Origin of the sequence: Stenotrophomonas chelatiphaga (assembly GCF_032054965.1) — a bacterium.
Classification (GTDB): domain Bacteria; phylum Pseudomonadota; class Gammaproteobacteria; order Xanthomonadales; family Xanthomonadaceae; genus Stenotrophomonas; species Stenotrophomonas chelatiphaga.
Genome location: NZ_DAMBRS010000004.1, coordinates 133,838 through 155,851 on the forward strand (window position 1 = coordinate 133,838; position 22,014 = coordinate 155,851).

14 protein-coding genes are annotated in these 22,014 nt (G+C 68.6%); 6 read left to right on the forward strand and 8 right to left on the reverse strand.

What is annotated here, in order from left to right:
• The first annotated feature begins 5 nt into the window (after positions 1 to 5).
• On the forward strand, positions 6 to 3,038 hold the full coding sequence (locus RTX79_RS08140; protein ID WP_312683109.1) for a two-component regulator propeller domain-containing protein: 3,033 nt from the start codon (positions 6 to 8) through the stop codon (positions 3,036 to 3,038).
• Positions 3,035 to 3,688 carry a response regulator transcription factor gene (locus RTX79_RS08145; protein WP_312683110.1) on the forward strand — a complete coding sequence of 218 codons (654 nt, stop codon included), beginning with the start codon at positions 3,035 to 3,037 and terminating at the stop codon, positions 3,686 to 3,688. The genes RTX79_RS08140 and RTX79_RS08145 overlap by 4 nt, the downstream gene beginning before the upstream one ends.
• Positions 3,689 to 3,694: 6 nt before the next feature.
• Here the strand turns inward: RTX79_RS08145 and RTX79_RS08150 are convergent, their stop codons facing one another.
• Positions 3,695 to 4,954 (reverse strand): carbohydrate porin, encoded by a 1,260-nt coding sequence (locus RTX79_RS08150; protein ID WP_312683111.1) that lies wholly within the window; start codon positions 4,952 to 4,954, stop codon positions 3,695 to 3,697.
• A gap of 305 nt (positions 4,955 to 5,259) precedes the next feature.
• Here RTX79_RS08150 and RTX79_RS08155 point away from each other — a divergent pair, with 305 nt between their 5' ends.
• Entirely contained in the window at positions 5,260 to 6,408 is a 1,149-nt protein-coding gene (locus RTX79_RS08155; protein ID WP_312683112.1) for a GGDEF domain-containing protein, read from the forward strand.
• Positions 6,409 to 6,416: 8 nt separating this feature from the next.
• On the opposite strand, the gene RTX79_RS08160 is transcribed toward RTX79_RS08155, so the two are convergent.
• From RTX79_RS08160 to RTX79_RS08170, 3 genes are read right to left on the reverse strand one after another with little or no spacing between them, the layout of a single operon-like run.
• Positions 6,417 to 6,995, reverse strand: coding sequence for a GIY-YIG nuclease family protein (locus RTX79_RS08160; RefSeq protein WP_428695980.1), 579 nt, complete (start codon positions 6,993 to 6,995; stop codon positions 6,417 to 6,419).
• On the reverse strand, positions 6,977 to 7,705 hold the full coding sequence (locus tag RTX79_RS08165; protein ID WP_312683114.1) for a DNA-formamidopyrimidine glycosylase family protein: 729 nt from the start codon (positions 7,703 to 7,705) through the stop codon (positions 6,977 to 6,979). Before RTX79_RS08165 ends, RTX79_RS08160 begins: the two co-directional genes overlap by 19 nt.
• The gene (locus RTX79_RS08170) at positions 7,698 to 8,438 is read right to left on the reverse strand and encodes a DUF72 domain-containing protein (protein WP_312683115.1); all 741 of its coding nucleotides are present in this window, start codon (positions 8,436 to 8,438) and stop codon (positions 7,698 to 7,700) included. Before RTX79_RS08170 ends, RTX79_RS08165 begins: the two co-directional genes overlap by 8 nt.
• 131 nt (positions 8,439 to 8,569) lie before the next feature.
• Here RTX79_RS08170 and RTX79_RS08175 point away from each other — a divergent pair, with 131 nt between their 5' ends.
• Positions 8,570 to 9,184 (forward strand): DNA-3-methyladenine glycosylase, encoded by a 615-nt coding sequence (locus RTX79_RS08175; RefSeq protein ID WP_057507431.1) that lies wholly within the window; start codon positions 8,570 to 8,572, stop codon positions 9,182 to 9,184.
• A 9-nt stretch (positions 9,185 to 9,193) separates the two neighbouring features.
• Here RTX79_RS08175 and RTX79_RS08180 read toward each other — a convergent pair whose 3' ends face one another.
• The 4 genes from RTX79_RS08180 to RTX79_RS08195 all read right to left on the reverse strand — a co-directional run bounded on the left by RTX79_RS08180 (position 9,194) and on the right by RTX79_RS08195 (position 17,991).
• Positions 9,194 to 13,945 (reverse strand): ATP-dependent helicase, encoded by a 4,752-nt coding sequence (locus RTX79_RS08180; RefSeq protein ID WP_312683117.1) that lies wholly within the window; start codon positions 13,943 to 13,945, stop codon positions 9,194 to 9,196.
• A 222-nt stretch (positions 13,946 to 14,167) separates the two neighbouring features.
• The gene (locus tag RTX79_RS08185; RefSeq protein WP_312683118.1) at positions 14,168 to 14,851 is read right to left on the reverse strand and encodes a type 1 glutamine amidotransferase domain-containing protein; all 684 of its coding nucleotides are present in this window, start codon (positions 14,849 to 14,851) and stop codon (positions 14,168 to 14,170) included.
• A 107-nt stretch (positions 14,852 to 14,958) separates the two neighbouring features.
• Positions 14,959 to 15,576 carry a TetR/AcrR family transcriptional regulator gene (locus RTX79_RS08190; protein ID WP_312683119.1) on the reverse strand — a complete coding sequence of 206 codons (618 nt, stop codon included), beginning with the start codon at positions 15,574 to 15,576 and terminating at the stop codon, positions 14,959 to 14,961.
• A 60-nt stretch (positions 15,577 to 15,636) separates the two neighbouring features.
• Positions 15,637 to 17,991 carry a hybrid sensor histidine kinase/response regulator gene (locus RTX79_RS08195; RefSeq protein ID WP_312683120.1) on the reverse strand — a complete coding sequence of 785 codons (2,355 nt, stop codon included), beginning with the start codon at positions 17,989 to 17,991 and terminating at the stop codon, positions 15,637 to 15,639.
• Positions 17,992 to 18,340: 349 nt separating this feature from the next.
• On the opposite strand from RTX79_RS08195, the gene RTX79_RS08200 reads away from it, so the two are divergent.
• The gene (locus RTX79_RS08200) at positions 18,341 to 20,875 is read left to right on the forward strand and encodes a TonB-dependent receptor plug domain-containing protein (RefSeq protein ID WP_312683121.1); all 2,535 of its coding nucleotides are present in this window, start codon (positions 18,341 to 18,343) and stop codon (positions 20,873 to 20,875) included.
• Between the two features lie 197 nt (positions 20,876 to 21,072).
• A complete protein-coding gene (locus RTX79_RS08205) occupies positions 21,073 to 22,011 on the forward strand; it encodes an alpha/beta fold hydrolase (protein WP_312683122.1) in 939 nt (312 codons plus the stop codon).
• The last annotated feature ends 3 nt before the right edge of the window (positions 22,012 to 22,014 follow it).

Here is a 22,014-nt window from a genome sequence, read left to right on the forward strand (position 1 = left end):
GCAGCATGCCGCTTGCTCCCCCACCGCTGCTGCGCCACGCGTGCGCCTGCCTGTTGCAGGTCGTGCTGCTGTGCGTGGGATCGCAGATGACGGCCCAGGCATCGACACCGATGCATGCCCAGTCCGGGCTGCCCGGCTTCCAGCACAGCGCATGGCGCGTCGGGCAGGGCGCGCCCGGTGATATCTGGGACATCGCGCAGGACCGCCAGGGCACGCTGCTGCTGGCAACCGGATCCGGCCTGTACCGGTTCGATGGCCATCGTTTCGAGCGCGACGCGGCACCGCAGGACAGCCGCTTCCCGTCCACCAACATGGTGTCGTTGCTGCTCGACCCGGATGACAGCCTGTGGATCGGCTATTTCCAGGCCGGCATCAGCCACCTGCACCCGCGCGGACTGCGCAGTTTCCTCAGTGGACGTGATGTGCCGAACGGTCCGGTGCCGCGCATCACGCGCGATGGCAGCGGACGGTTGTGGGCGGCGCTCAAGGGCGGTCTGCGCTGGTACGACGGCCAACACTGGCAGCCGCCCACGCCGGCGATGCAGGTGCCTGCCGAGCCCGCGCACTGGCTGCAGCGCGACCACCAGGGAACGCTGTGGCTGTTGGCGGGCAGCACGCTGTGGCGACTGCCGCGTGGCGCCGGCCGGTTCGAAGCCACCGGCCTGGACGTATCGCCGCAGTCGGTGCTGGCCGAACGCGCCGATGGAAGCCTGTGGCTGGCCGACCGGCGACGCGGCATCCTGCCGGTGGCGCGCGATGGCACCCTGCTGTCGCCCGCGCAACGCGAATCGGTGCGCCTGCCCGACCTGCGCGCCGATCGCGTGCTGTTCGCGCGTGATGGCAGCCTGTGGGGAACCCGCATCGGCAGTGGCGGCGTGTTCCGGCTCGGTTTCGACGGCACCCAGCCCACGCGGCTGGAAAACTTCGACGTGGCGCAGGGCCTGACGTCGACCTCGGCCTCGCCGCTGCTGGAAGACCGCGAAGGCAACATCTGGGTCGGCACCAACCTGGGCCTGAACCGGTTCCGTGCGCGCAGCGTGCATGCGCTGCAGGATGTCGGTCCGTCGGGTCCCTACCGGACGCTGTACCGCACCGCGGGGGGGCAGGTGCAGGGCTACGATGACGACCTGCGGATGTTCGACCTGCAGCGCAGCCTGGTCCACGCCGGCGCGGCGGCGATGCAGCGCGCCAGCCTGCAGTCGGCGGTCCCGGTGTGGCTGTTCCACGATGACAGGCTGTACCGGCGCAGCGCGGGCCGGACGGTGGCGTTCGCCGCGCCGAGCTGGACCGCCGGGCAGTCCTTCAATTCGGTGTTCTTCGCTCCACGCGGCGAAGCATGGGCGTGCGCCGGCCCCTACACGCTGCACTTCAAGGACGGTCGATGGCGCAATGATCATCGCCTGCCCGCACGCAGTTGCAGCCTGGTCAGCGTGGATGGACGCGGGCGCGTGCTGGTCGGGCATGACGATGGCACGCTGCACGTGGTCGATGGCCGATCGGTACGGGCTTACGGTCCGGCGCAGGGACTGAATGTCGGTCCGGTCACCGCGGTGCACGCGCATGGGGAGGAACTGCTGGTCGCCGGGGAGTCCGGCCTTGCCATGCTGGAAGGCGCCCGCTTCCATGTGCTGCAGGCCGATATCCCCGGCGTGCTGGAAGGCATCTCCGGCATCGCCGGCGAAGCATCGGGTACGCGCTGGTTGAACGGCAGCCGCGGCCTGTTGCGCACCGATGCCGATGCACTGCGGGTGGCGGCGGGCAGCGCACGCGCGCTCTCCCCGCGCCTGTTCGATGATGCCGATGGCATGCCGGGCATCGCCCTGCAGAGCAGCCCCACCGCCACGGCGATGCTGGCCGAGGATGGGTTGTTGTGGCTGGCGACCAACCAGGGCCTGGCGTGGCTGGACACCACCCTGCCGCATCGCAACGAACGTGCACCGGACGTGCGCATCGGCGAGGTGTCGTTCGACGGGCAGCACCTGCCGCTGCGCGACGGACTGCGACTTCCCGCCGGCACCGACCAGGTACAGATCGACTACGTGGCGCTGTCCCTGGCGCGGCCCGAGCGCACCCGCTACCGCTACCAACTGTCCGGCGTGGACAGCAGCTGGCAGGATGCCGGCAGCCAGACCCGCGCGCATTACACCAACCTCATGCCCGGAACCTACCGCTTCGAGGTGATGGCCGCCAACGAAGACGGGGTCTGGAGCAGCACCCCGGTGGCGCGCACGTTCCAGATCGCCCCGACTTTCATGCAGACGCTGTGGTTCAAGCTGCTGTGCGTGCTGGCAGTACTGGCCCTGCTGGTGATGGCCGTCCGCATCCGCAGCGGGCAGCTGGCTGCGCTGGTGCGGGCCCGGCTGCAGGAACGCCACGGCGAGCGCGAGCGGATCGCCCGTGACCTGCACGACACCCTGTTGCAGGGCAGCCAGGGGCTGATCCTGCGCCTGCATGCCATCAGCCAGTCCGTCCACGCCTCGCCTGCCGTGCGCAGCAGCCTGGAGGCGGCCATGCAACTGGCCGAACAGAACCTCGCCGAAGGACGCGAACGCGTTGCGGCGCTGCGCGATGGCCCGGCTGCCGGCCAGGATCTGGTAACTGCGTTGGCGCATGTGCATGAAGAGTTCGCCGGCGAGGGCGTCAACCCGCTACGGCTGACCATCGAAGGGGCGGCACCGCCGCTGCAGGCGCACGCGGCTGAAGAAGTCTTCCTGATCGGTCGCGAAGCGATCCGCAATGCCCTGCACCATGCCCAGGCAGGAGCGATCGAAGTGGAACTGGCCTACGGCCGCAGTTGCCTGCTGCTGCACGTGCGCGATGACGGTCGCGGCATGACCGACACCCACGGCGCCGCCGACGGCCACTGGGGCATGCAGGGCATGCGCGAGCGCGCACGCCGGCTGGGTGGAGAACTCCGCGTCTGGTCGCGTCCCGGGCTGGGCACCGAAGTGGCGTTGTCGGTGCCCGCCCATCGCATCTACCGGCAGCGTCCGTCGCCATGGCGGCGCTGGTGGCCCAACAGGAAACCCTCGGGATGAACCTCAACGATTCCATCGGCGTGTTGATCGTGGACGACCATCCGCTGTTGCGCGATGGCCTGGGCGCGCTGCTGTCCACCCAGTCGGACATGCATCTGGTGGGCGAAGCGGCCGACGGCGAACAGGCGGTGGACTGCTACCTGCGGCTGCACCCGGACGTGGTGCTGATGGACCTGCAGTTGCCGGGCATCGACGGTGTCGAGGCCATCATGCGCATCCGCGCGCAGGATCCCAAGGCGCGCATCATCGTGCTCACGACCTACCGCGGCGATGTCCGCGCGGTACGCGCCTTGCAGGCCGGCGCCAGCGCCTACCTGCTCAAGGACATGCTGCGCCATGAGCTGATCGACACCATCCGCAGCGTGGCCGGGGGGCGTCGCGCCGCCATTCCGGCGCAACTGGCAGCGAGCATCGCCGCGCATGTGGTGGAAGACCGGTTGTCCCCGCGCGAAACCGAAGTGCTGGTCCACGTGGCGGCGGGCATGTCCAATCGACGCGTGGGCGAGCAGATGCTGATTTCCGAACAGACCGTGAAAGCGCACATGAAGCGCATCATGGAGAAGCTGGGCGTCGGTGACCGCACGCATGCGGTCACCATGGCCCTGCGCCGCGGCATCATCAGCCTGGATGATGAAACCGGCGAACGCTGATACGACTCAGAAGCGCACGTCGGCCTTGATGCCCAGCACCACCGCATCCTTGCGCGACGCCAGCCCACCGGGATGGCGCACGTACTGCACACCGGGCTGCAGGTCCAGGCCGCGCGCGGGCTTCCAGCCGTAGAACAGTTCCGCCACATGCTCCCTTGCTGCCAGCGCGCCACCGTCACGCCGCTGCTGGAACGCAGCGGCGCGCGGATTGACCCGGGTACTGGCAAGCCCGAAGCCGATACGATCATCCGGCCGCGAGCGCACCGTCCCGGTCTGGATCAGCTGCAGGCTGACCATCTGGTCGATGTCGCCGGTGCGGCGATCGCCCTGTGCGAAGGCCAGCTGCGCCCGCAGGCCCGATGCGTCGCTGCTTCCGCTGCCGCCGGTCAGCTGCTGCTGCGCGCTGGCCCATCCGCCGTAAGCGCCGGTGCGCAGCAGGGCGGTGCTGCCGCCGGCGTGGACCGGTAGCGGCTGCACGGCATCGGCCCGCGGCGGACTGCTGTACCAGCCACCGATCGCATAGTGTCCGTTGCGTCCTTCAAAGGAGGGCTCCCAGCCCAGCTCGAGCGGTGTGAGCGTGCCGACCGTGCCGGCCGGTGCCAGGCGTAGGCCACCCCCACGCTCATCGGCATAACGGGGGTTGATCTGGTACGCGGCGGCACGCAGGTAGACCGCTGGCAGCGGCCGCCAGCTGACCACCGCGCCCCATTGGCTGAGCGGCGAATTGAACCAGTAATCGCCCCCGAACAGCGCCACCTGGCCGCCGCACAGCGCCAGGTTCATGGCAACGCAGTCGAGCATGTTGAAGTCCTCCCCCACCGCGAGCCGGCCCGCCTTTGCATCGAAGCGTCCATCGGCGGACTGCCGCCCCAGCCACAGGCTGCCCAGCCGCAGGATGTGGCCACGCCCATGGATTTCCTGGCTTGCCATCAGGCTGCCGAGGCCGGCCCGGGCGGTGACGCTGTCTCCGTCGCGCAGGCTCAGCGAGAGCTGCCCCCGTGTGCCCCGCCATCCCCACAACTGCTCCAGGTCGAAGCGTCCGCCTGCGGACAGTTGGCCGGCATGGGCACTCGCGTGGCGCTGGCCGCCGGAGGTGTTGCGCGCTGCTTCCACGGTGTAGCCGAGATCCAGCACGATGCCGTTGTCCTGCCACACGGGGCGGCGTCCGCCCCAGTCACCGGTGACACCTTGCGCTGCTGCGCTTGCCGCCACCCCGGCCAGGCACAGTCCGGCCAGCGCGCGTCGTCCGCCAAGAGAATGATTCACTTCAGGCTCCTTGCTGCAGGGCGGCTCAACGTGGCATGCGCTGCCACCGCGCCGATGCGGATACAGTGCAGGACTGCGGAAGAGGTCACAGCCCTTGCAGCAAAAGGCGCGAAGACTGTCAGGCCGCTGTCGCACGCAACGGGGCCGACCGGTGCACCAGCGACACGCTCTGCGCGGCACGCCGGAAATGCGGCCCGTTTCGTTAACCGCACGGGAATATCCGGCAACCTGTGATGAACCGCACATTCGTCATGTGCATCGTTGTTGACGACGGGCTCGCATCCGCTTGCCTAGCCTGCTCCGCGATGATCGACATCCCCACGCTCCTGGGTTTCGCCGCTGCCGTCCTGGTCTGCATCGCGATCCTGCTGCTGCTCACCCGGCCACGCGATGGCGCACGCCTGTGGCTGGCGATGCCGTTTGTTGCCGGCGCCTGCGGCTGCACGCTGTTGTTGTTGCCCGCGCTGTACCGCGCAGGCGCGGCCGCCCACCTGGGTACCTTCTTCGCCCTGCTGGCCTTCGCCACGGGCTGGCAAGGCATCCGCTCGCTGTTCCGCCTGCGCGTTCGCTGGGCGCTGCTGCTGGCACCGCCGCTGGTCTGGCTTGCGCTGGTGGTGCTGGTGTTCGAACCGCGTGGGCTGGACGCCGTCAGTGCCGCTGGCCGTGCGGCGATTGCAGCGCTCTACTGCGGGCTGGCTGCGTCCACCCTGATCCAGCGACACGACCCGCTGCTGCCGTCGGTGCGTATGCTGGCGCGCATCCTGGTGGTATCGGCGGTGCTGGCGGTGCTCGCCATCGCGCTGGCGCCGTGGTTGCCCGAGCCGTTGGGCGCCGGCACGCCGCGGACGTGGGCGGTGGCCGTGTTCAGCGGCATCCTGCTGTTGTCGGTGCTGCTGGTGTGCGGGCTGGTGCTTGCGGTACTCAAAGAACAATCGGCGAGCCGACTGTATGACGCGGCCACCCGTGATCCCCTCACCGGGCTGTACAACCGCCGCCTGCTGGATGAAAAGCAGGCCAGCTGGGACCGGGAAGACCGGATCAGCAATGCCACCCGCGCGGTGCTGTTCTTCGACATCGACCACTTCAAGGACATCAACGATCGCTTCGGCCATGACGTCGGAGATCGGGTGATCAAGCAGGCGGCGCGCGCCGCCGAGCAGGTCGTGCGCAAGAACGACCTGATCTTCCGCTACGGTGGCGAGGAGTTCGTCTGCATCCTTCCCGATTCCACCCTGCGCGCCGGGCTGGCCGCGGCCGAACGGCTGCGCGCCGGCTTCGAGCGCAGCGGCGCGTCGGTGGGCCGCCATCCGGTCAAGGCCACGCTGAGCGTCGGGGTGGCGGTCAGCGGCCCACAGCATCCCACCTCGGCCGACCTCGTTGCCGAGGCCGACCGCCAGATGTACCGGGCCAAGCAGGCAGGCCGCAACCGGGTGGCCGGCCCCTGCCCGGACTGACCGCCTTTCTATCCGTACCAGTACATCACATGCTCAGGCAGCCAAGGGCGCGGATCGATGTCCAGCGACTGGTATGCATCCAGTGCATCACGCAGCGCGGTTTCCACCGCGCGATGCCCAGCGTGATGATTTCCTTCTTCGGGAAGCTGCGCCGCCGACCACGAGAACAACCGGTCGGCGCGCTGCAGCATCGCGGCATGCAGCCAGGGGCGCAGCGGATGCACGTAATAGCCACGCTCGGCCAGTCCAGCCACCGCAGCGACCAGCGGCTCACTGGCGCCGCGGACCCATTCGGTCTTGCCCCCTGCCCTTTCCTGCACCGTGAGCGGTGCAGGTGACCGGTGCAGCTTCAGCGGCCCACGCAGCTCCAGCTCCAGATCACGCGCATCACGCTGGCTTTCCGCTTCGACCAACCAGCCGTGATGCAGGTCGAAGAATTCGAACCAGCGCCGGTGCAATGCACTGATGCGGCCCAATGGATCGCGCGAGAAGCCGATCTTGCAGTAGTCCTCCCATGCGCACGGGAAGACATAAGCGAACCAGTGGCCATCGATCCGCGGCGTCATCGTCATGGCAGGAGCTGGCAGACCGGGCAGAAGAACGCGCGGCGCTGGGTCGTCCCCAGGTACTGCTTGGACACCGGGCCACCACACCGGGGGCAGGTCCGCTTGGTGTGCACCTGCCAGTGCTTCTTCAGTTCGTAGGCCTTCTTCCACGCCAGGAAGTCGAAGCTGTATTCACGTGCCTGGGCGATCACCTGGCCCAGCCTCCGCGGCGAGATGGTTGCAATGGCGGCAGCCGGATGCACGCGTGTGCGGAACAGCACCTCGTTTTTTATGATGTTGCCCACCCCGGCGAAGATGTCCTGGTCCAGCAGCGCATCGCATATCAGCGCGTCCGGCCGTGCCTTGAGCTTGCGTCGCGCCAGCCTGGGATCCCATGCGGGACTCATCACGTCCGCGCGCCAGTCGTAGGCGTCGTCGAGCGGGCCCTCGATGTACTTCAACGAGCAGGTGTAGAGGTTGAGCTCGCCATTGTCGAAGGTCAACGAAGCGCGCGCCGTCGTCGGCTTCCGCTCGTCGATGCGCCACGTGCCGAACATCAGCAGATGTGCGCGCAGGCTGAAGCCACGGAACTCCAGCAGGAAATGTTTGCCCCAGCTACGCACCGATACCACGCGTCGGCCCTGCATGCGGGCGAGGTCCAGGCTGCTGTTGCCTGCGGTGATGCGCACCGCGTGGTTGCGGAAATGCGCCGCCGCCTCGCGCAGGATGACGATGGAAGGACCTTCAGGCATGGGCCTGCTCCAGCAGGGCCTGCAGGCGCAGCGCATTGGCCGTGGCGAAGCCGTGCGCGGTGTTGTCGAATATCACCCAGCACCGCTGCCCCTCGGCGGATACCGCACGCAGCTCTCCCGCCAGCCGGTGCAGGGCCTGCTCTTCATAGTCGCTGTAATACGTCCGCGGGCTGCCATGCCAGCGCCAGTAGCGCCAACGCTCCGCCCCGGCAGGCGCCGCACCCGCATCCACGCGCGGCGGATCCGCTGCGACACGTGCTACGCCATGGCGCTCCATCAGCGCCTGCGCGGCGGCCCCGAACCAGGAAAGATGGCGCGGCTCACAGGCCAGCGGCACCGCGGTACGCCGGCGCAGCATCGTGAAGAACGTGGCGGCCAGGCGCGCATCGAAGGCGAGCGAGGGTGGCAGCTGCAGCAACAGGCCGCCGAGGCGGTTGCCCAGATGGCTGCTTTCCTCAAGGAAGCGGTCCAGCACCGGACCCGTCCCGCGCAGCCGCAGTTCATGCGAGATCGTGCGGGGCATCTTCACCGAGAACCGGAAGTGCGCCGGCACCGCGGCCGCCCAGCGCGCATAGGTTGCCGGCTGGTGCGGGCGATGGAACGAGGAATTGATTTCTGCCACCGACAACCGCGAGGCATACCGCTCCAGCGCACTTCCCTGCGCATCGAACGCCTCGCGGTAGCGGCCCGGTATCGACCAGCCGGCGCATCCCACCCTCACCTCGGTTGCCACTGCCTGTCCTCCATCGCATCTGCTCGCAGCGTCTTCCCGCGGCCGTGAGAAACAAGCGAAGCCTGCATGCGCAGACTGTGCAGAGGCGGCCTTGACCCGGTGCACACTGCGGCCGGCGCAGCCTTGTCGGCATGCTCGATTTTCTTCCCCCGCAGTGGTCGGTCCTGCCGCGCGCGTTCTATCGCCGCCATCCCACGCAGGTGGCACCGGACCTGTTGAACAAAGTGCTGCTGCGCGCGGATGGCCGCGCCGCGCGCATCGTCGAAGTGGAAGCCTATGCGGGAAGCGAAGACCCGGCGGCGCATTCCTACCGGGGCATGACCGCGCGCAACGCCACCATGTTCGGTGAGCCAGGCCATCTGTATGTGTACTTCACGTATGGCATGCACTGGGGCAGCAACGCGGTCTGCGGCGAGGTCGGCGAGGGCGTCGGCGTACTGCTGCGCGCGGCCGAGCCCCTGCTGGGCCTGGACGCGATGCGCCTGGCCCGGCCCAAGGCGAAGCGCGAGCGCGACCTCGCCAGTGGTCCGGGCAAGCTTTCGCAGGCCTTCGGCATCACCGGGGGGATGGATGGCGCCGATCTGGTCGGTGCCGACCGCGGCATCGTGCTGGCCGATGATGGCACCGCGCCGCCAACCAATCCGGTGGTGGGCCCGCGTATCGGCATCAGCCGGGCGATGGACTTCCCGTGGCGCTGGCACGTGGCCGACCACCTGCATGTTTCGGTCAATCCACGGCGTCGCTGAAGGGCGGGCTCAGCCCTCCCAGCTCAGCCCGCGCGGTGCATTGCGGAAGCCCGCCGCGCGCAGCGCATCGGTGACCGGGCCACGACCGATCTCCGCGTCGTTGATCCGGTCCAGGGTGAACGACAGGCGCCGGCCGCGCCGCAGCGCCGCGGCCAGCGCGACGGCCGACGCAGCCAGCAGCCCGGCGTGGCCGGGGTCTTCGCCATCGAAGTACAGCAGCAGGGAACGTCCGCCCTGCGCCAGGTACATCCGCAGCGCACCGCCGGCCAGCACCACCAGCGCGCCCGGCCGGCGCACCGGGCGCTGCCGGGCCGCATGCGCCGGCCACGCCAGTACCGTGCCGTAGGCATTGGCAGGATCCACCGCCGACAGGCCGATGGCCGGCGCCGATGCGGCAGGTGAGGTGTCCTCGGCGATATCGCGCAGCCGGTCGACGCTGGATCGCTCGGCGAACTGCGCACCCCCCAGCCCTTCCACGAAACGGCCACGCAGCACTCGCCCGGCATCCTCCATGCCCCGATACACCTGCTGCAGGGCGGGAAAGCCGCCTGCGATGCCTTCGGCCACCACTGCGCCGCGGGTCACTACGCCGTGGCGATCCAGCAGCGCATCGGCCAGTGCGACCGCGCGCACTGTGTCGCTGGCGTGGCCGCGCTGCAGCAGCGACCAGCGTCCGGCCAACGCGGGGGCATCGTAGGTAGCGGGGCCATGCAGCACCGCGCCGACGCCCGGCGCGGTGTCGCCCATCGACATGCCGATGAAGCCACGGCGGCGCCGCGACACGTGGGATGCACGCGCACGCGCTGGCGTGCGGGCCGCTGACAGCGCGCGCAGCGGCGCCCAGATGTCCGTTGCCACGCGGCCCTGCCAGGCAAGCGCCCACAGCGCGGCATGCAACGACTCCGGCGAAAGATCGATGCCTGCCGCGGGACGCTGCGCCGCCTGCAGCCGCGCATGCACGCTCGTCGCCAGCTGCCGTGCGAAGAATCCACCGCCGTCCGCCATCACCGACACGATCATCTCCTGCAGCGGCGACAGGGCGCCTTCGCCGATGACCGGCAGGGTCTGCGCAGAGACCTCATGCAGGTGCAGCGACACCAGGCCATCGTCATCGCCCAGCGTGCCGTGCCCACACCACAGCACGCTGCCGGTGGCCAGCAGCTGGTCCAGCAATGCAGGCGCATAATCCCGCACGCGCGCCGGCAGGACCTGGTTTTCCCATGCGGAGATCGGCAGCGGCACGCCGGCAAGTTGTTCCACCACCCGCAGCACGCCTTCGGTGCCTTCCAGCGTGCCGGTCACCTGCGCATGGGGACCCAGCGCGGCATGCCCGGCCGCCGCTCCGAGCAACGCGTGGCGTTCCAGCAACAACCGCACGTACGTCGTGCCCGGTACCGGTCGGGTCGCTTCGCGCGCGGCCTGCAGCGAGCGCACGCGCAGCCGGCGGAACACCCCTTCCGCTATCCATTCGTGGCGCGCGACGGGGCTGCCGTGCTTCGGCGTAGTTGCACCGAACTGGCCGCTGAGCAGCTTGCCCTGCTCGGCCAGGCGCGCCAGCGTCTGGTCGGCCACCGCGACACCCAGCCCGAACCGGGCCGCCACATCGGCCGTGGTGAACGGACCGCGCGTGCGCGCCAAGCGCCCGACCAGGTCGCCGAGCGGATCCACCGCGGGCTGCAGGAACACCGCGGGAATCCCCGCGGGAAGCGCGATGCCCAGTGCGTCACGCAGGCGGCCGGCATCTTCGATCGCCGCCCAGCGCGTTTCCCCCGCCAGCGTCACTGCGATGAGCCGATGCTCGACCTGCAGCGCAGCCAGGTGGACGTCCATTTCGCCATCGGCACCGAGCAGGCGCGCGGCAAGCTCGGCGGTCGACAACGGACCCAGTTCGCGCAGCAGGTCGGCAACGCCCTCCCTGCCCGCGGCGCGCCGATCCGGCGCCAGCCGCTGCAGCTCATCCACCACGCGCTCGACGACGCCGGCATCCAGCAGCTCGCCCATGTCCACCTGGCCCAGCAGGTCCGCCAGCAGGCCACTGTCCAACGACAGGATCGAGGCGCGACGCTCGGCCAGCGGCACGTCGGTGCCGTACATGAACTCGGCGACGTAGCCGAACAGCAGGTTGGCCGCGAACGGCGATGGCACCTGCGTGGTGACCTCGGCGATCTGCACCTGACCGTCCACCAGGCGCTGCATCAGCGCGCCAAGTGCATCCAGGTCGTAGACATCCTGCAGGCACTCGCGCGCGGTTTCGATCAGGATCGGAAACTCTGGATAGGCACTCGCCACGTCCAGCAGCTGGCCCGCGCGCAGGCGCTGCTGCCACAGCGGTGAACGTCGCCCAGGGGTGCGCCGGGGCAGCAACAACGCGCGCGAAGCACATTCGCGGAAACGTGCAGCGAACAGCGCCGAGCTGCCGACCGCAGCGGTCACCTGGCGTCGCAGCGGCTCGGGCTCGAACAGGAACAGGTCCGCGCCCGGCAGGTGCCCGCTGCTGTCTGGAATGCGCGCCATGATGCCGTCCTCGCTGGACACCACCGAGGGATCGACATGCCAGCGCTCACGGATCCGTTCGGCGATCGCCAGCGCCCACGGATCATGCACGCGGCGGCCATACGGCGAATGCAGCATCACCCGCCAGTCGCCCAGTTCATCGCGGCAGCGTTCAACCACCAGTTGCCGGTCCGTCGGCAGTACGCCGGTCGCCTGCCGCTGCTCACCGAGCAGGCCGAGCATGTTGGTGATGGCGCGCGTATCCAGGCCGCTGGCCTGCAACCGCGCGGCCAGCGCCTGGGAAATGTCGCCCTGGTCTGCGGCCGCGCCGTCCAGATCGGCCAGGAACGCGCCGATCGCCGCGCCGAGTTCGGCCGGGCGGCCGGCATTTTCGCCGCGCCAGAAGGGCAACCGTGCCGAGCGACCCGGTGCCGGGGTGACGATCACCTGGTCATGGGTGATCTGCTCCACCCGCCACGACGTGGCGCCGAGGGTGATCACATCGTTCACCCGTGACTCGTGGACCATTTCCTCGTCCAGCTCGCCGACCCGGCGCGAGCCGGCGCGCTCGGCGCCTTCGGGCAGCACCACGCTGAACATGCCGCGGTCGGGGATGGTGCCGCCACTGGTCACCGCCAGCTGCCGCGCACCGGGGCGCGCGGTGAGCTGTCCGCTGTCGCGGTTCCATACCAGGCGTGGCCGGAATCCGGCGAAATCATCCGACGGATAGCGTCCGGCCAGCATGTCCAGCACGGCATCGAAGGCGCTGCGTGGCAGCTCGCGATAGGGCGCGGCGCGGCGTACGCAGGCGTACCAGTCTTCCACGTCCAGCGCATCCATCGCCACCGCCGCCACGGTCTGCTGGGCCAGCACGTCCAGCGGGTTGCGCGGTGGATCCAGCGCTTCGATGCGACCGGCCAGCATGCTGTCGACGATCACCGCCGCATCGATCAGGTCACGCCGGGTGCGCGGGTAGACGAAGCCGGTGGAGATGCCCCCCACCTGGTGGCCGGCGCGCCCGACCCGCTGCAGTGCACTGGCCACCGACGGCGGCGCGGCGACCTGGATCACCAGGTCCACCAGCCCCATGTCGATGCCCAGTTCCAGGCTGGAGGTGGCGACCACGCAACGCAACGCCCCGGACTTCAGCGCCTCTTCGATTTCGCGCCGCTGTTCCTTGCTGACCGAGCCATGGTGCGAGCGCGCCAGCAGCGGCTCGGCACCCGTGGAGCGCCCCGAGGTGCCGCCATTGAACGAGCCGTAGGCCGTCGTATCGGCCAGGCCCGACGGCGCGCCGCCGGCATCGGTTTCCAGGCGTTCGGCATACAGCGCGTTGAGCCGTGCGGTCAGTTTCTCGGCCACGCCGCGCGAATTGGCGAACACGATGGTGGAACGCCAACGCAGCACTTCATCCAGGATGCTGGCTTCGACATGCGGCCAGATCGAACCCACCCGCGTGGAAGACTCTCCCGCGCCGGGCCCTGCCCCGTGCGTGGGCAGGTCGGCCATGTCCTCCACGGGAACCACGATGCGCATCGCCAGGTGGCGCGACGACGGCGGCTGTACCACGCTGACCGCACGGCCGCCGCCAAGGAAGCGCGCCACCTCGTCCACCGGGCGCACCGTGGCCGACAGGCCGATCCGTTGTGCAGGCACCTGCAGCAGGTTCTCCAGCCGCTCCAGGCTGAGGGCCAGGTGGGTGCCACGCTTGCTGCCGGCAACCGCGTGGATTTCATCGATGATCACCGTATGCACGTTGCGCAGCGTGTCGCGCACGTTGGAGGTGAGCATCAGGAACAGCGATTCCGGCGTGGTGATCAGGATGTCCGGTGGACGCCGCGCCAGCCGCGCGCGTTCGGAGGCGGTGGTGTCTCCACTGCGGATCGCCACGGACAGGTCCACGTCCGGATCGCCGCGGCGCGCGCGTTCGGCACGCACGCCCTGCAGCGGCACCTGCAGGTTGCGTTGCACGTCCGCGCCGAGTGCCTTGATCGGCGAGATGTACAGCACGCGGGTGGCCGCACGCTGCGCAGGCCCGCCCGCCCGCGCCTGCCGGTCGCGCTCGGTGAACAGCTGGTCGATGGCATGCAGGAAGGCGGCCAGGGTCTTGCCCGAACCGGTGGGCGCGATGACCAGCGTGTGCTGGCCCTGGCTGATCGCCGCCCAGGCCTGCGCCTGCGCCGGCGTTGCGGCGGGGAACGCGCCGCTGAACCACGCGCGCGTGGCGGGGGCGAAGACGGCGGGAAGGGCGTCGAGGGAGCTGGGCATGACCCATTATGCGAGGCACGGCGTGCACGCTGCGGCGGGCACCGTGGGGTTGACCTGGACACTGGGGCCGCGCTGCACGTGGTGCTGCGGGTGCAGCGGGTGAAGCAGCGCCTGCCGGCCGCAGCGTGGGCGTGGCCGCGAAGATCGACAAGGCGCTGCTGCGGAGCATTGCTTCCGCAGCAGCGCCGGCCAAGGACTGAAGCCACGCCCCTGCGAGCTTGCTCAGCCCTGGGCGAGCTGCGTGATCAACACTTCGGCGGCTTCGGTGGAGGAGGCCGGATTCTGCCCGGTGATCAGCAGGCCATCGCGGACCACGTAGGACCCCCAGTCCGGTCCCTTGGAGTACTGCCCACCGTTGGCCTTGAGTTCGTCTTCGACAAGGAACGGCACCACCTGGGTCAGGCCCACGCCTTCCTCTTCGGTGTTGGTGAAGCCGGTCACCTGCAGGCCTTCCACCAGCGGACGACCGGTGGCCGCCTTGACGTGGCGCAGCACGCCGGGGGCATGGCAGACCAGGGCGACCGGCTTGCCCGCTTCGATGAACGATTCGATCAGGCCGATGGAATCACGGTCTTCGGCGAGGTCCCACAGCGGCCCGTGGCCACCGGGATAGAACACAGTGTCGAAATCGGCCTGCGACACGCTGTCCAGGCGCACGGTGCTGGCCAGCTGTGCATTGGCCTCGGCGTCGGCTTCGAAGCGCCGGGTCAGTGCGGTCTGGAAATCGGGCTCGTTGCTCTTCGGGTCCAGCGGTGGCTGCCCGCCCTTCGGCGAGGCCAGCACGATCTCCGCTCCGGCATCCTTGAAGGTGTAATAAGGCGCGGCCAGTTCTTCCAGCCAGAAGCCGGTCTTCTTGCCGGTGTCGCCAAGCTGGTCGTGCGAGGTCAGAACGATGAGTACTTTCATGGGTGTGCTCCTGTGGGGTGCGATACAACTTCAATTAGACCGGTCGTCTAGGTAATTGCGTGTGAAGCGGGACAACGTGCCGCCCATGGGTTCGAGGGGTGGCAGGGTTAGCGGGAAAGGCCCAGCAGCTGACGGCTGGTGAGCAGCGCGGTGTCGAACGGCTGGGGAGTGCGCACGATCTTGACCATGACGCTGGCGCCCAGCCACAGCTGGTACAGGCTCTGCGCCAGTTGCGCGGCATTCTCCTGGTTCGGGAAAACGCCGTCCGCCTGGCCTGCCTTGATCGCATCCGCCATGCCGTCGATGATCGCCGCCGTGCCGCGATCCAGGGCCGCGCGCATGCTGTCGGACAGGTCCGCCACCTCGGCGCCCAGCTTCACCGCCAGGCACTTGCCCTGGCAGTCTTCGAAGGACTGGTTGTCCTGCCAGGCGGCGAAATAGTCTTCCATCTGCACGGCCTTGTTCTTGCCGGGCTGGCGGAAGATGCGCTCCATGTCATCCAGGTAGGCGTCGAAATACGCTTCCAGCAATGCCTCGCCGAACGCATCCTTGGAGCCGAAGTAGTGGTAGAAGGAGCCCTTGGGCACCCCGGCCGCGGCCAGCACTTCGTTCAGGCCGACCGCCGAAAAACCCTTGCCGCCCATGATCCGCTGGCCGGTGGCCAGGATCTTGTCGCGGACGGTGGCGGTAGCGGTAGCGGTGGCGGTGGCGGAAACGGTGGTCATGGGGCGACTCTACATCCGATTAGACCAGTCGTCTAGCACTGGCGACAGGCCATGCCCCGCTCATACCCGGATCGGTGCCGCCCGCGACAGGCTCGCCAGCTGCTCGTCGATCTCGTCCAGCGCCTGGTCGGGATCCATTTCCGGATCGGCTTCCAGCCTGGCGGCCAACGCCGCCAGCGCCGGCCGCCCGACCAGGCCGGCGGCCCCATGCAGGCGGTGCGCGTAAAACGTGAGCCGCCCTATATCGCTGGCATCCACCGCCTCGCGCAGCTTGCGCAGGTCGTCGGCCAGCAGCAGGCGCAGGTCCGGGCCCAGCCGGTCGACGGCGTCCCGCTCGATGGCCTCCAGCGCGGCGGCCTGCCCCGCCTTGTCGGCGGATCCCGCTGCGCCGGCGCGGCCGGTCCACAGCGCCAGCATGCCCTGCAGTTCGGCCAGGCGGATCGGCTTTTTCAGTACGCCGTTCATGCCGGCCTGCTGGCAGCGCGCCAGGTGGGCGGCGTCGGTGGCGGCGGAAATGGCGATGATCGGCAGTTCGGCCACGCCCGGCACCGCCGCCGCGCGGATCATCCGGCTTGCCTGGTAGCCGTCGATGTCCGGCATGAAGCAGTCCAGCAGCACGATGTCCGGCAGGTCCGCCGTGAGCGCTGCCAACGCCTGCGCGGCGCTGTCGGCCAGCGTCGCCACCGCGCCCAGGCGGCCGAGCTGTTCCTCCAGCACCATGCGATTGGGCGCATGGTCATCGACCACCAGCACGCGCAGGCCCCGCAGCACGCTGCCCGGCAGGGCCGCGGCGGGCGCGGCCACCGCATCGGCACGCGCGGCCGGGATGCGCAGCGACACCGTGGTGCCTTCGCCTTCCACGCTGCGCAGGTCGATCTGCCCACCCATCAGCTGCACCAGGTCGTGGCTGATCGACAGCCCCAGGCCGGTGCCGCCGTACTGGCGCGATATGCTGCCGTCGGCCTGCGTGTAGGGGTCGAACAGTCGGCCCTGCAGCGCCGCGGGAATCCCGCAGCCGGTGTCGGCCACCGCTGCATGCAGCCAGGTTCCGACCGGTGTTTCCTGCACCTGCAGCGTCAACTGGATACGGCCGTGCTCGGTGAACTTGCGCGCGTTGCCGAGCAGGTTCAGCAGCACCTGGCGCAGCCGGGTCGGATCGAGCATCAGCCAGGTGTCGTGCGCGGGGACCTCGACCACCAGTGCGATGCCGCGCTTTTCCAGTTCGCCCTGGAACACCGCAGCGACACTGCGCCCCAGCGCGCGTATGTCCACCGGGATCTTTTCCAGCTGCATGCGGCCCTCGTCCAGCTTGGACAGGTCCAGCACGTTGTCCAGCAGGCCGGTCAGCGACTCGGCCGCCTCCTCGGCGGCCCGCACCAGCGCGCGCGGACGGCCAGCGGGAACGTGGTCGGCCAGCACTTCGATCGCGCCCAGCACGGCGTTGATCGGGGTGCGTATCTCATGGCTCATGGTCGCCAGGAAACGCGCCTTGACCCGTTCGCTTTCGATCGCTGCCGCGCGCGCGCGCCAGGCCCAGCGCGCGACCACGCCCAGCGCCAGCACCAGCACGGCGATCGCCAGCAGCCAGGCCCAGTTGTAGCGCAGCACGGTGGCCACGCTGGGCGCACCGTAGTCCTCTTCGCGCAGCCATTGCTGGCGGATCTGCGATTCCTCCTGGGTGCTGACCGATGCCATGGCCTTGCCGATGATCGCCTCCAGCTGCGGCCAATCGCTGCGTACCGCGAACTGCGCCTGCATCACCAGGTCGATGCGCGGGCGGGAGATATGCAGCTCATCGACGTGCCGGCGGGCGACGAACGGCTGGAAGGTCGCGCTGGTACCCATCGCGGCGTCGGCCCGGCCGTCCAGCACCAGCTGCATGGAAGCCTGCGGCGTGTCGGTCGGCACGACGATCAACTGCGGGTAACGTGCCTGCAGGATCCGGGCGTAGTCGCCTGCGGCGCGCGCGGCGACCCGACGCCCGGCCAGCTCCTGCAGGTCCCACACGGCCGGCGAATCCGGGCGCGTGAACACCAGGCTGTAGGCCGACAGATAAGGCCGGCCCAGCCGCACCGCCGCGCGGGTGGCCGGTGACAGGCGCTCGTCCATGGCATTGAGCAGCATGTCCGCCTCGCGCGTCTGCAGCGCCCGCTGCGCAGCGGGCCAGTCGGCCGCCTGCACGAACTGGAACTGCAGCCCGGTGCGGGCGCTGATCAGCCGCAGGTAGTCCCCCGACAGGCCTTTCAGCTGGCCATCGCGGACGTATTCCAATGGCGGAAGGGTGGCATCGGAGGTCACCCGGATCACCGGATGGGCGGCGACCCAGGCCTGTTCGGCCGGGTCCAGCAGCACGCTGGCCTGGGTGGCGGCGGCCGCTGGCAGCACCGCGGCCCCGACCAGCAGGCCGTAGCCCACCCAGGCGCATGCCCGAAGGCGCGACCGTCGGTGCGTCGGAAAAAGAGTCCCCATGCGTCAAGGATACGCCGCGACAGGCCCTGTTGCGGCGGGTCCGGGGCGTCAGGCAACCGACGATTGCGTCAACGAACCGCCAAAGTCGGCATACATTCGTTGCAGTACGGTTAATCTTCTGTTAATTATTGATGCAGCGCAACAGACCTACTGACGCGCAGGGAGAACCAACGGGATGAACCACTAACCGAACGACAACTCAACAATCCGACTGCAAGGTGCATGCATGAACGACCGCATTGGCAAGTGTGTTCACGCTCCGAAAGCCTTTTCGCCATTGGCATCTGCAGTACACGTGGCGCTCGCAACGGCCCTGCTGGTGACCAGCGCGGGGGCGCTGGCACAGGAAATCCCGGCCACGCCCGAAGCGGCCACCAACCTGGACACCGTGTCGGTGCTGGGCAGCCGCACCAAACCACGCACCGTGTCCTCTTCAGCGGTACCGATCGACATCATCAGCGGCGAAGAATTCCGCAACCAGGGCGCCACCGATGCGCTGGACCAGCTGAAGGTGCTGGTGCCTTCCTTCAACGTCAGTACCATTCCCATCGATGACGCCGCCAGCCTGGTGCGCCCGGCCAACCTGCGCGGCCTGCCACCGGACAACACCCTGCTGCTGGTCAACGGCAAACGCTTCCACCGTGCGGCGGTCATCACCTTCCTCGGCCATGGCCTGTCCGACGGTGCGCAGGGGCCGGACCTGTCGGTGTTCCCATCGCTGGCGCTGGAACAGGTGGAGGTGCTGCGCGACGGCGCCGCCGCCCAGTACGGTTCGGACGCCATCGCCGGTGTCATCAACTTCGGGCTGAAGAAACTGCGCGAAGGCGGCACTGCCGAAGTGTTCACCGGCAAGTACTACGAAGGCGACGGCCTGACCACGCAGTACTCCGCGCAGATCGGCCTGCCGCTGACCGAACGCGGTTTTGCCACGCTGACCGCTGAATGGCGCAATGCCGATGACACCTCGCGCAGCGTGCAGCGCGACGATGCCGCCGCGGCGATCGCCGCCGGCTACCCTGGCGTTGGCCAGCCGGCGCAGGTGTGGGGCTCGCCGAAGGTCGATGACGATTTCAAGCTGGTCTACAACCTGGGCCTGTCCACCGACAGCGTGGACTTCTACCTGTTCGGCAACCATGCCAAGCGCGACGTGGACGGCGGCTTCTACTTCCGCGATCCCACCGCGCGCTCTGGCGTGTACTCCAACGATGGCGGCGACACGCTGCTGGTCGGCAACCTGACCGGCGCCGGCGCCTGCCCGTCCATCGCCCTGCGTGACGGCGGCGGCAACCTGCTGCCGTATGCCGGCGTCAGTGCAGCGGTCGCCGCGCTGCCGACGAACTGCTACACCTTCCTGTCCAGCCTGCCGGGCGGCTTCACCCCGCGCTTCGGCGGGTCGCTGGAAGACACCTCGGTGTTTGCCGGGGCCAAGGGCACCTGGGAGGACTGGTACTGGGACGTGAGCGGCTCATGGGGCCGCAACGAGATCGACTTCACCATCTACAACACCGTCAATGCCTCGATGGGCCCGGTGCAGCCGGCCGGCCTGTCCTTCAAGCCGGGCGGCAACACCCAGACCGAAAAGAACCTCAACGTGGATGTCAGCCGCGATATCGCCGTCGGCTTCAGCAGCCAGCCGCTGCGTCTGGCAATGGGCGCGGAATGGCGCGAGGAAAGCTTCACCATCAGCCCCGGTGACGGCCCGTCCACGGCGATCGGCCCGCTCACCCAGCAGGGCTTCGCGCTGGGCTCCAACGGCTTCAACGGCTTCAGCGCGCGCACCGCCGGCACCTTCGACCGGCGCAACTGGGCCGCCTATGCCGACCTGGAAGCACAGCTCACCGAACGCTTCCTGCTGGCCGGCGCGCTGCGCTACGAAGACTACGATTCCTTCGGCAGCACCACCACCGGCAAGCTCACCGGCCGCTTCGACTTCACTGAAACCTTCGCCGTGCGCGGTGCCTACAACACCGGCTTCCGTGCCCCCACGCCCGGCCAGGCCAACATCAGCCAGATCAGCACCGTGTTCGGTGGAACGGCGCTGGAAGACATCGCCACCCTGCCCCCGACCGATCCGATCGCCCAGCTCAAGGGCGCCCAGCCGCTGACCCCGGAAGAGTCCAAGAACGTATCGCTGGGTGCGGTGTGGACCCAGGGCGACTGGCTGTTCACCGTGGACGGCTACCAGATCAAGGTGGAAGACCGCATCGCGCTGAGCACCAGCTTCGCGGTGACCCCGGCCGAGCGGGCCGCGCTGGTGGCCGGCGGTAATCCGGAAGCGGCGTCGATCTCGCAGGTGACCTATTTCGGCAACGCCTTCGACACCACCACCACCGGCGTGGACGTGGTCACCAGCTACCGCAGCGATCATTTCGGTGGCACCACCACCTATGCGCTGGCGGCCAACTGGAACCGCACCGAAGTGGATCGCTACGACACCGATTTCATCGATGCCGCGCGTGTGTACAAGCTGGAAAAGTCGCTGCCGCGCACCAAGGGCTACTTCAGCGTCAACCACCAGCGGCAAGTCTTCCACGCCAACCTGCGCTTCAACTACTACAGCAGCTGGTACGAAGACCACCTGGACAGCGGGGTGATCTCCGCCGCTGACGGTGGCCTGCCGATCCACGCCGGCAGCGCGTTGATCGTCGATGCCGAAGTGGGCTGGAAGTTCGTGTCCGGGCTGTACTTCAGCGTGGGCGCGCAGAACCTGTTCGACCGGGTGCCGTCGAAGAACCCGTGGGCCGGCGTGGCTGGCGCGGAATACCCGGTGCATTCGCCGTATGGCTTCAACGGCGGCTTCTACTACGCCCGCCTGGGTTGGAAATTCTGATCTGAGTGAACAGAGGGACCGGCGGCGGCGCACATCCAGGCGCCGCCGCCGGCAGGCGACGTGGAGACGCCGGCAGAGGCAATACGGACTATGAATCAACTTTATTAGACTATATGTGATTTATCGTCCAATACGCCGATGCACACTTGCTCTCACGGAACGCATCGCGCCGACCGCCCCTCCCTACAGGCCTCTCCATGAAAACCCTGACCCGAGTTCTCGCTGCTTCCCTCCTTGCCGTAGCCGTCCAGGCCTCGGCGCATGCCGCCAGCCCGATTCCCGAACCGGTCGCCGTAACGCGCAGCCCCAGCTACCTGACCACCCCGGACGGCGTACAGCTCTATTACAAGGACTGGGGCCCGAAGAATGGCCCGGTGGTGGTCTTCAGCCATGGCTGGCCGCTCAACTCGGACAGCTGGGACGCCCAGATGCAGTTCCTGGCGTCCAAGGGCTATCGTGTTGTCGCGCATGATCGCCGCGGCCACGGTCGTTCGAGCCAGCCGTGGACCGGCAATGACATGGACCACTACGCCGACGACCTGGCCACGGTGATCAATACGTTGGATCTGAAGGACGCTACCCTGGTTGGCTTTTCGACCGGTGGTGGAGAAGTGGCGCGCTACATCGCCCGCCATGGCACCGCGCGGGTGGCCAAGGCCGTGCTGATCAGCTCGGTGCCGCCCTTCATGTTGAAGACGGCCGACAATCCGAAGGGCGTCCCGATGGAGGTATTCGATGGCATGCGCGCCGCGCAGCTTGCGAACCGGTCCGAGCTGTACCGGGACATCGCCTCTGGACCCTTCTACGGTTTCAATCGTCCGGGTGCGAAGGTTTCCCAGGGCATGATCGACAGCTGGTGGGCGCAGGGCATGCAGGCCGGCGCCAAGAACACCTATGACTCCATCGCTGCGTTTTCAGCCACCGACTTCCGCGAGGACCTGAAGAAGTTCGATGTCCCGACCCTGGTCATCCATGGTGATGATGACCAGATCGTGCCCATCGACATCTCCGGCCGGGCGTCGGCAGCGCTGGTCAAGGGCGCCAGGCTGATCGTCTACCCGGGTGCACCGCACGGCCTGACCGAGACCCACAAGGACCGCGTCAACGCGGATCTGCTGGCGTTCATCAGCCACTGATCC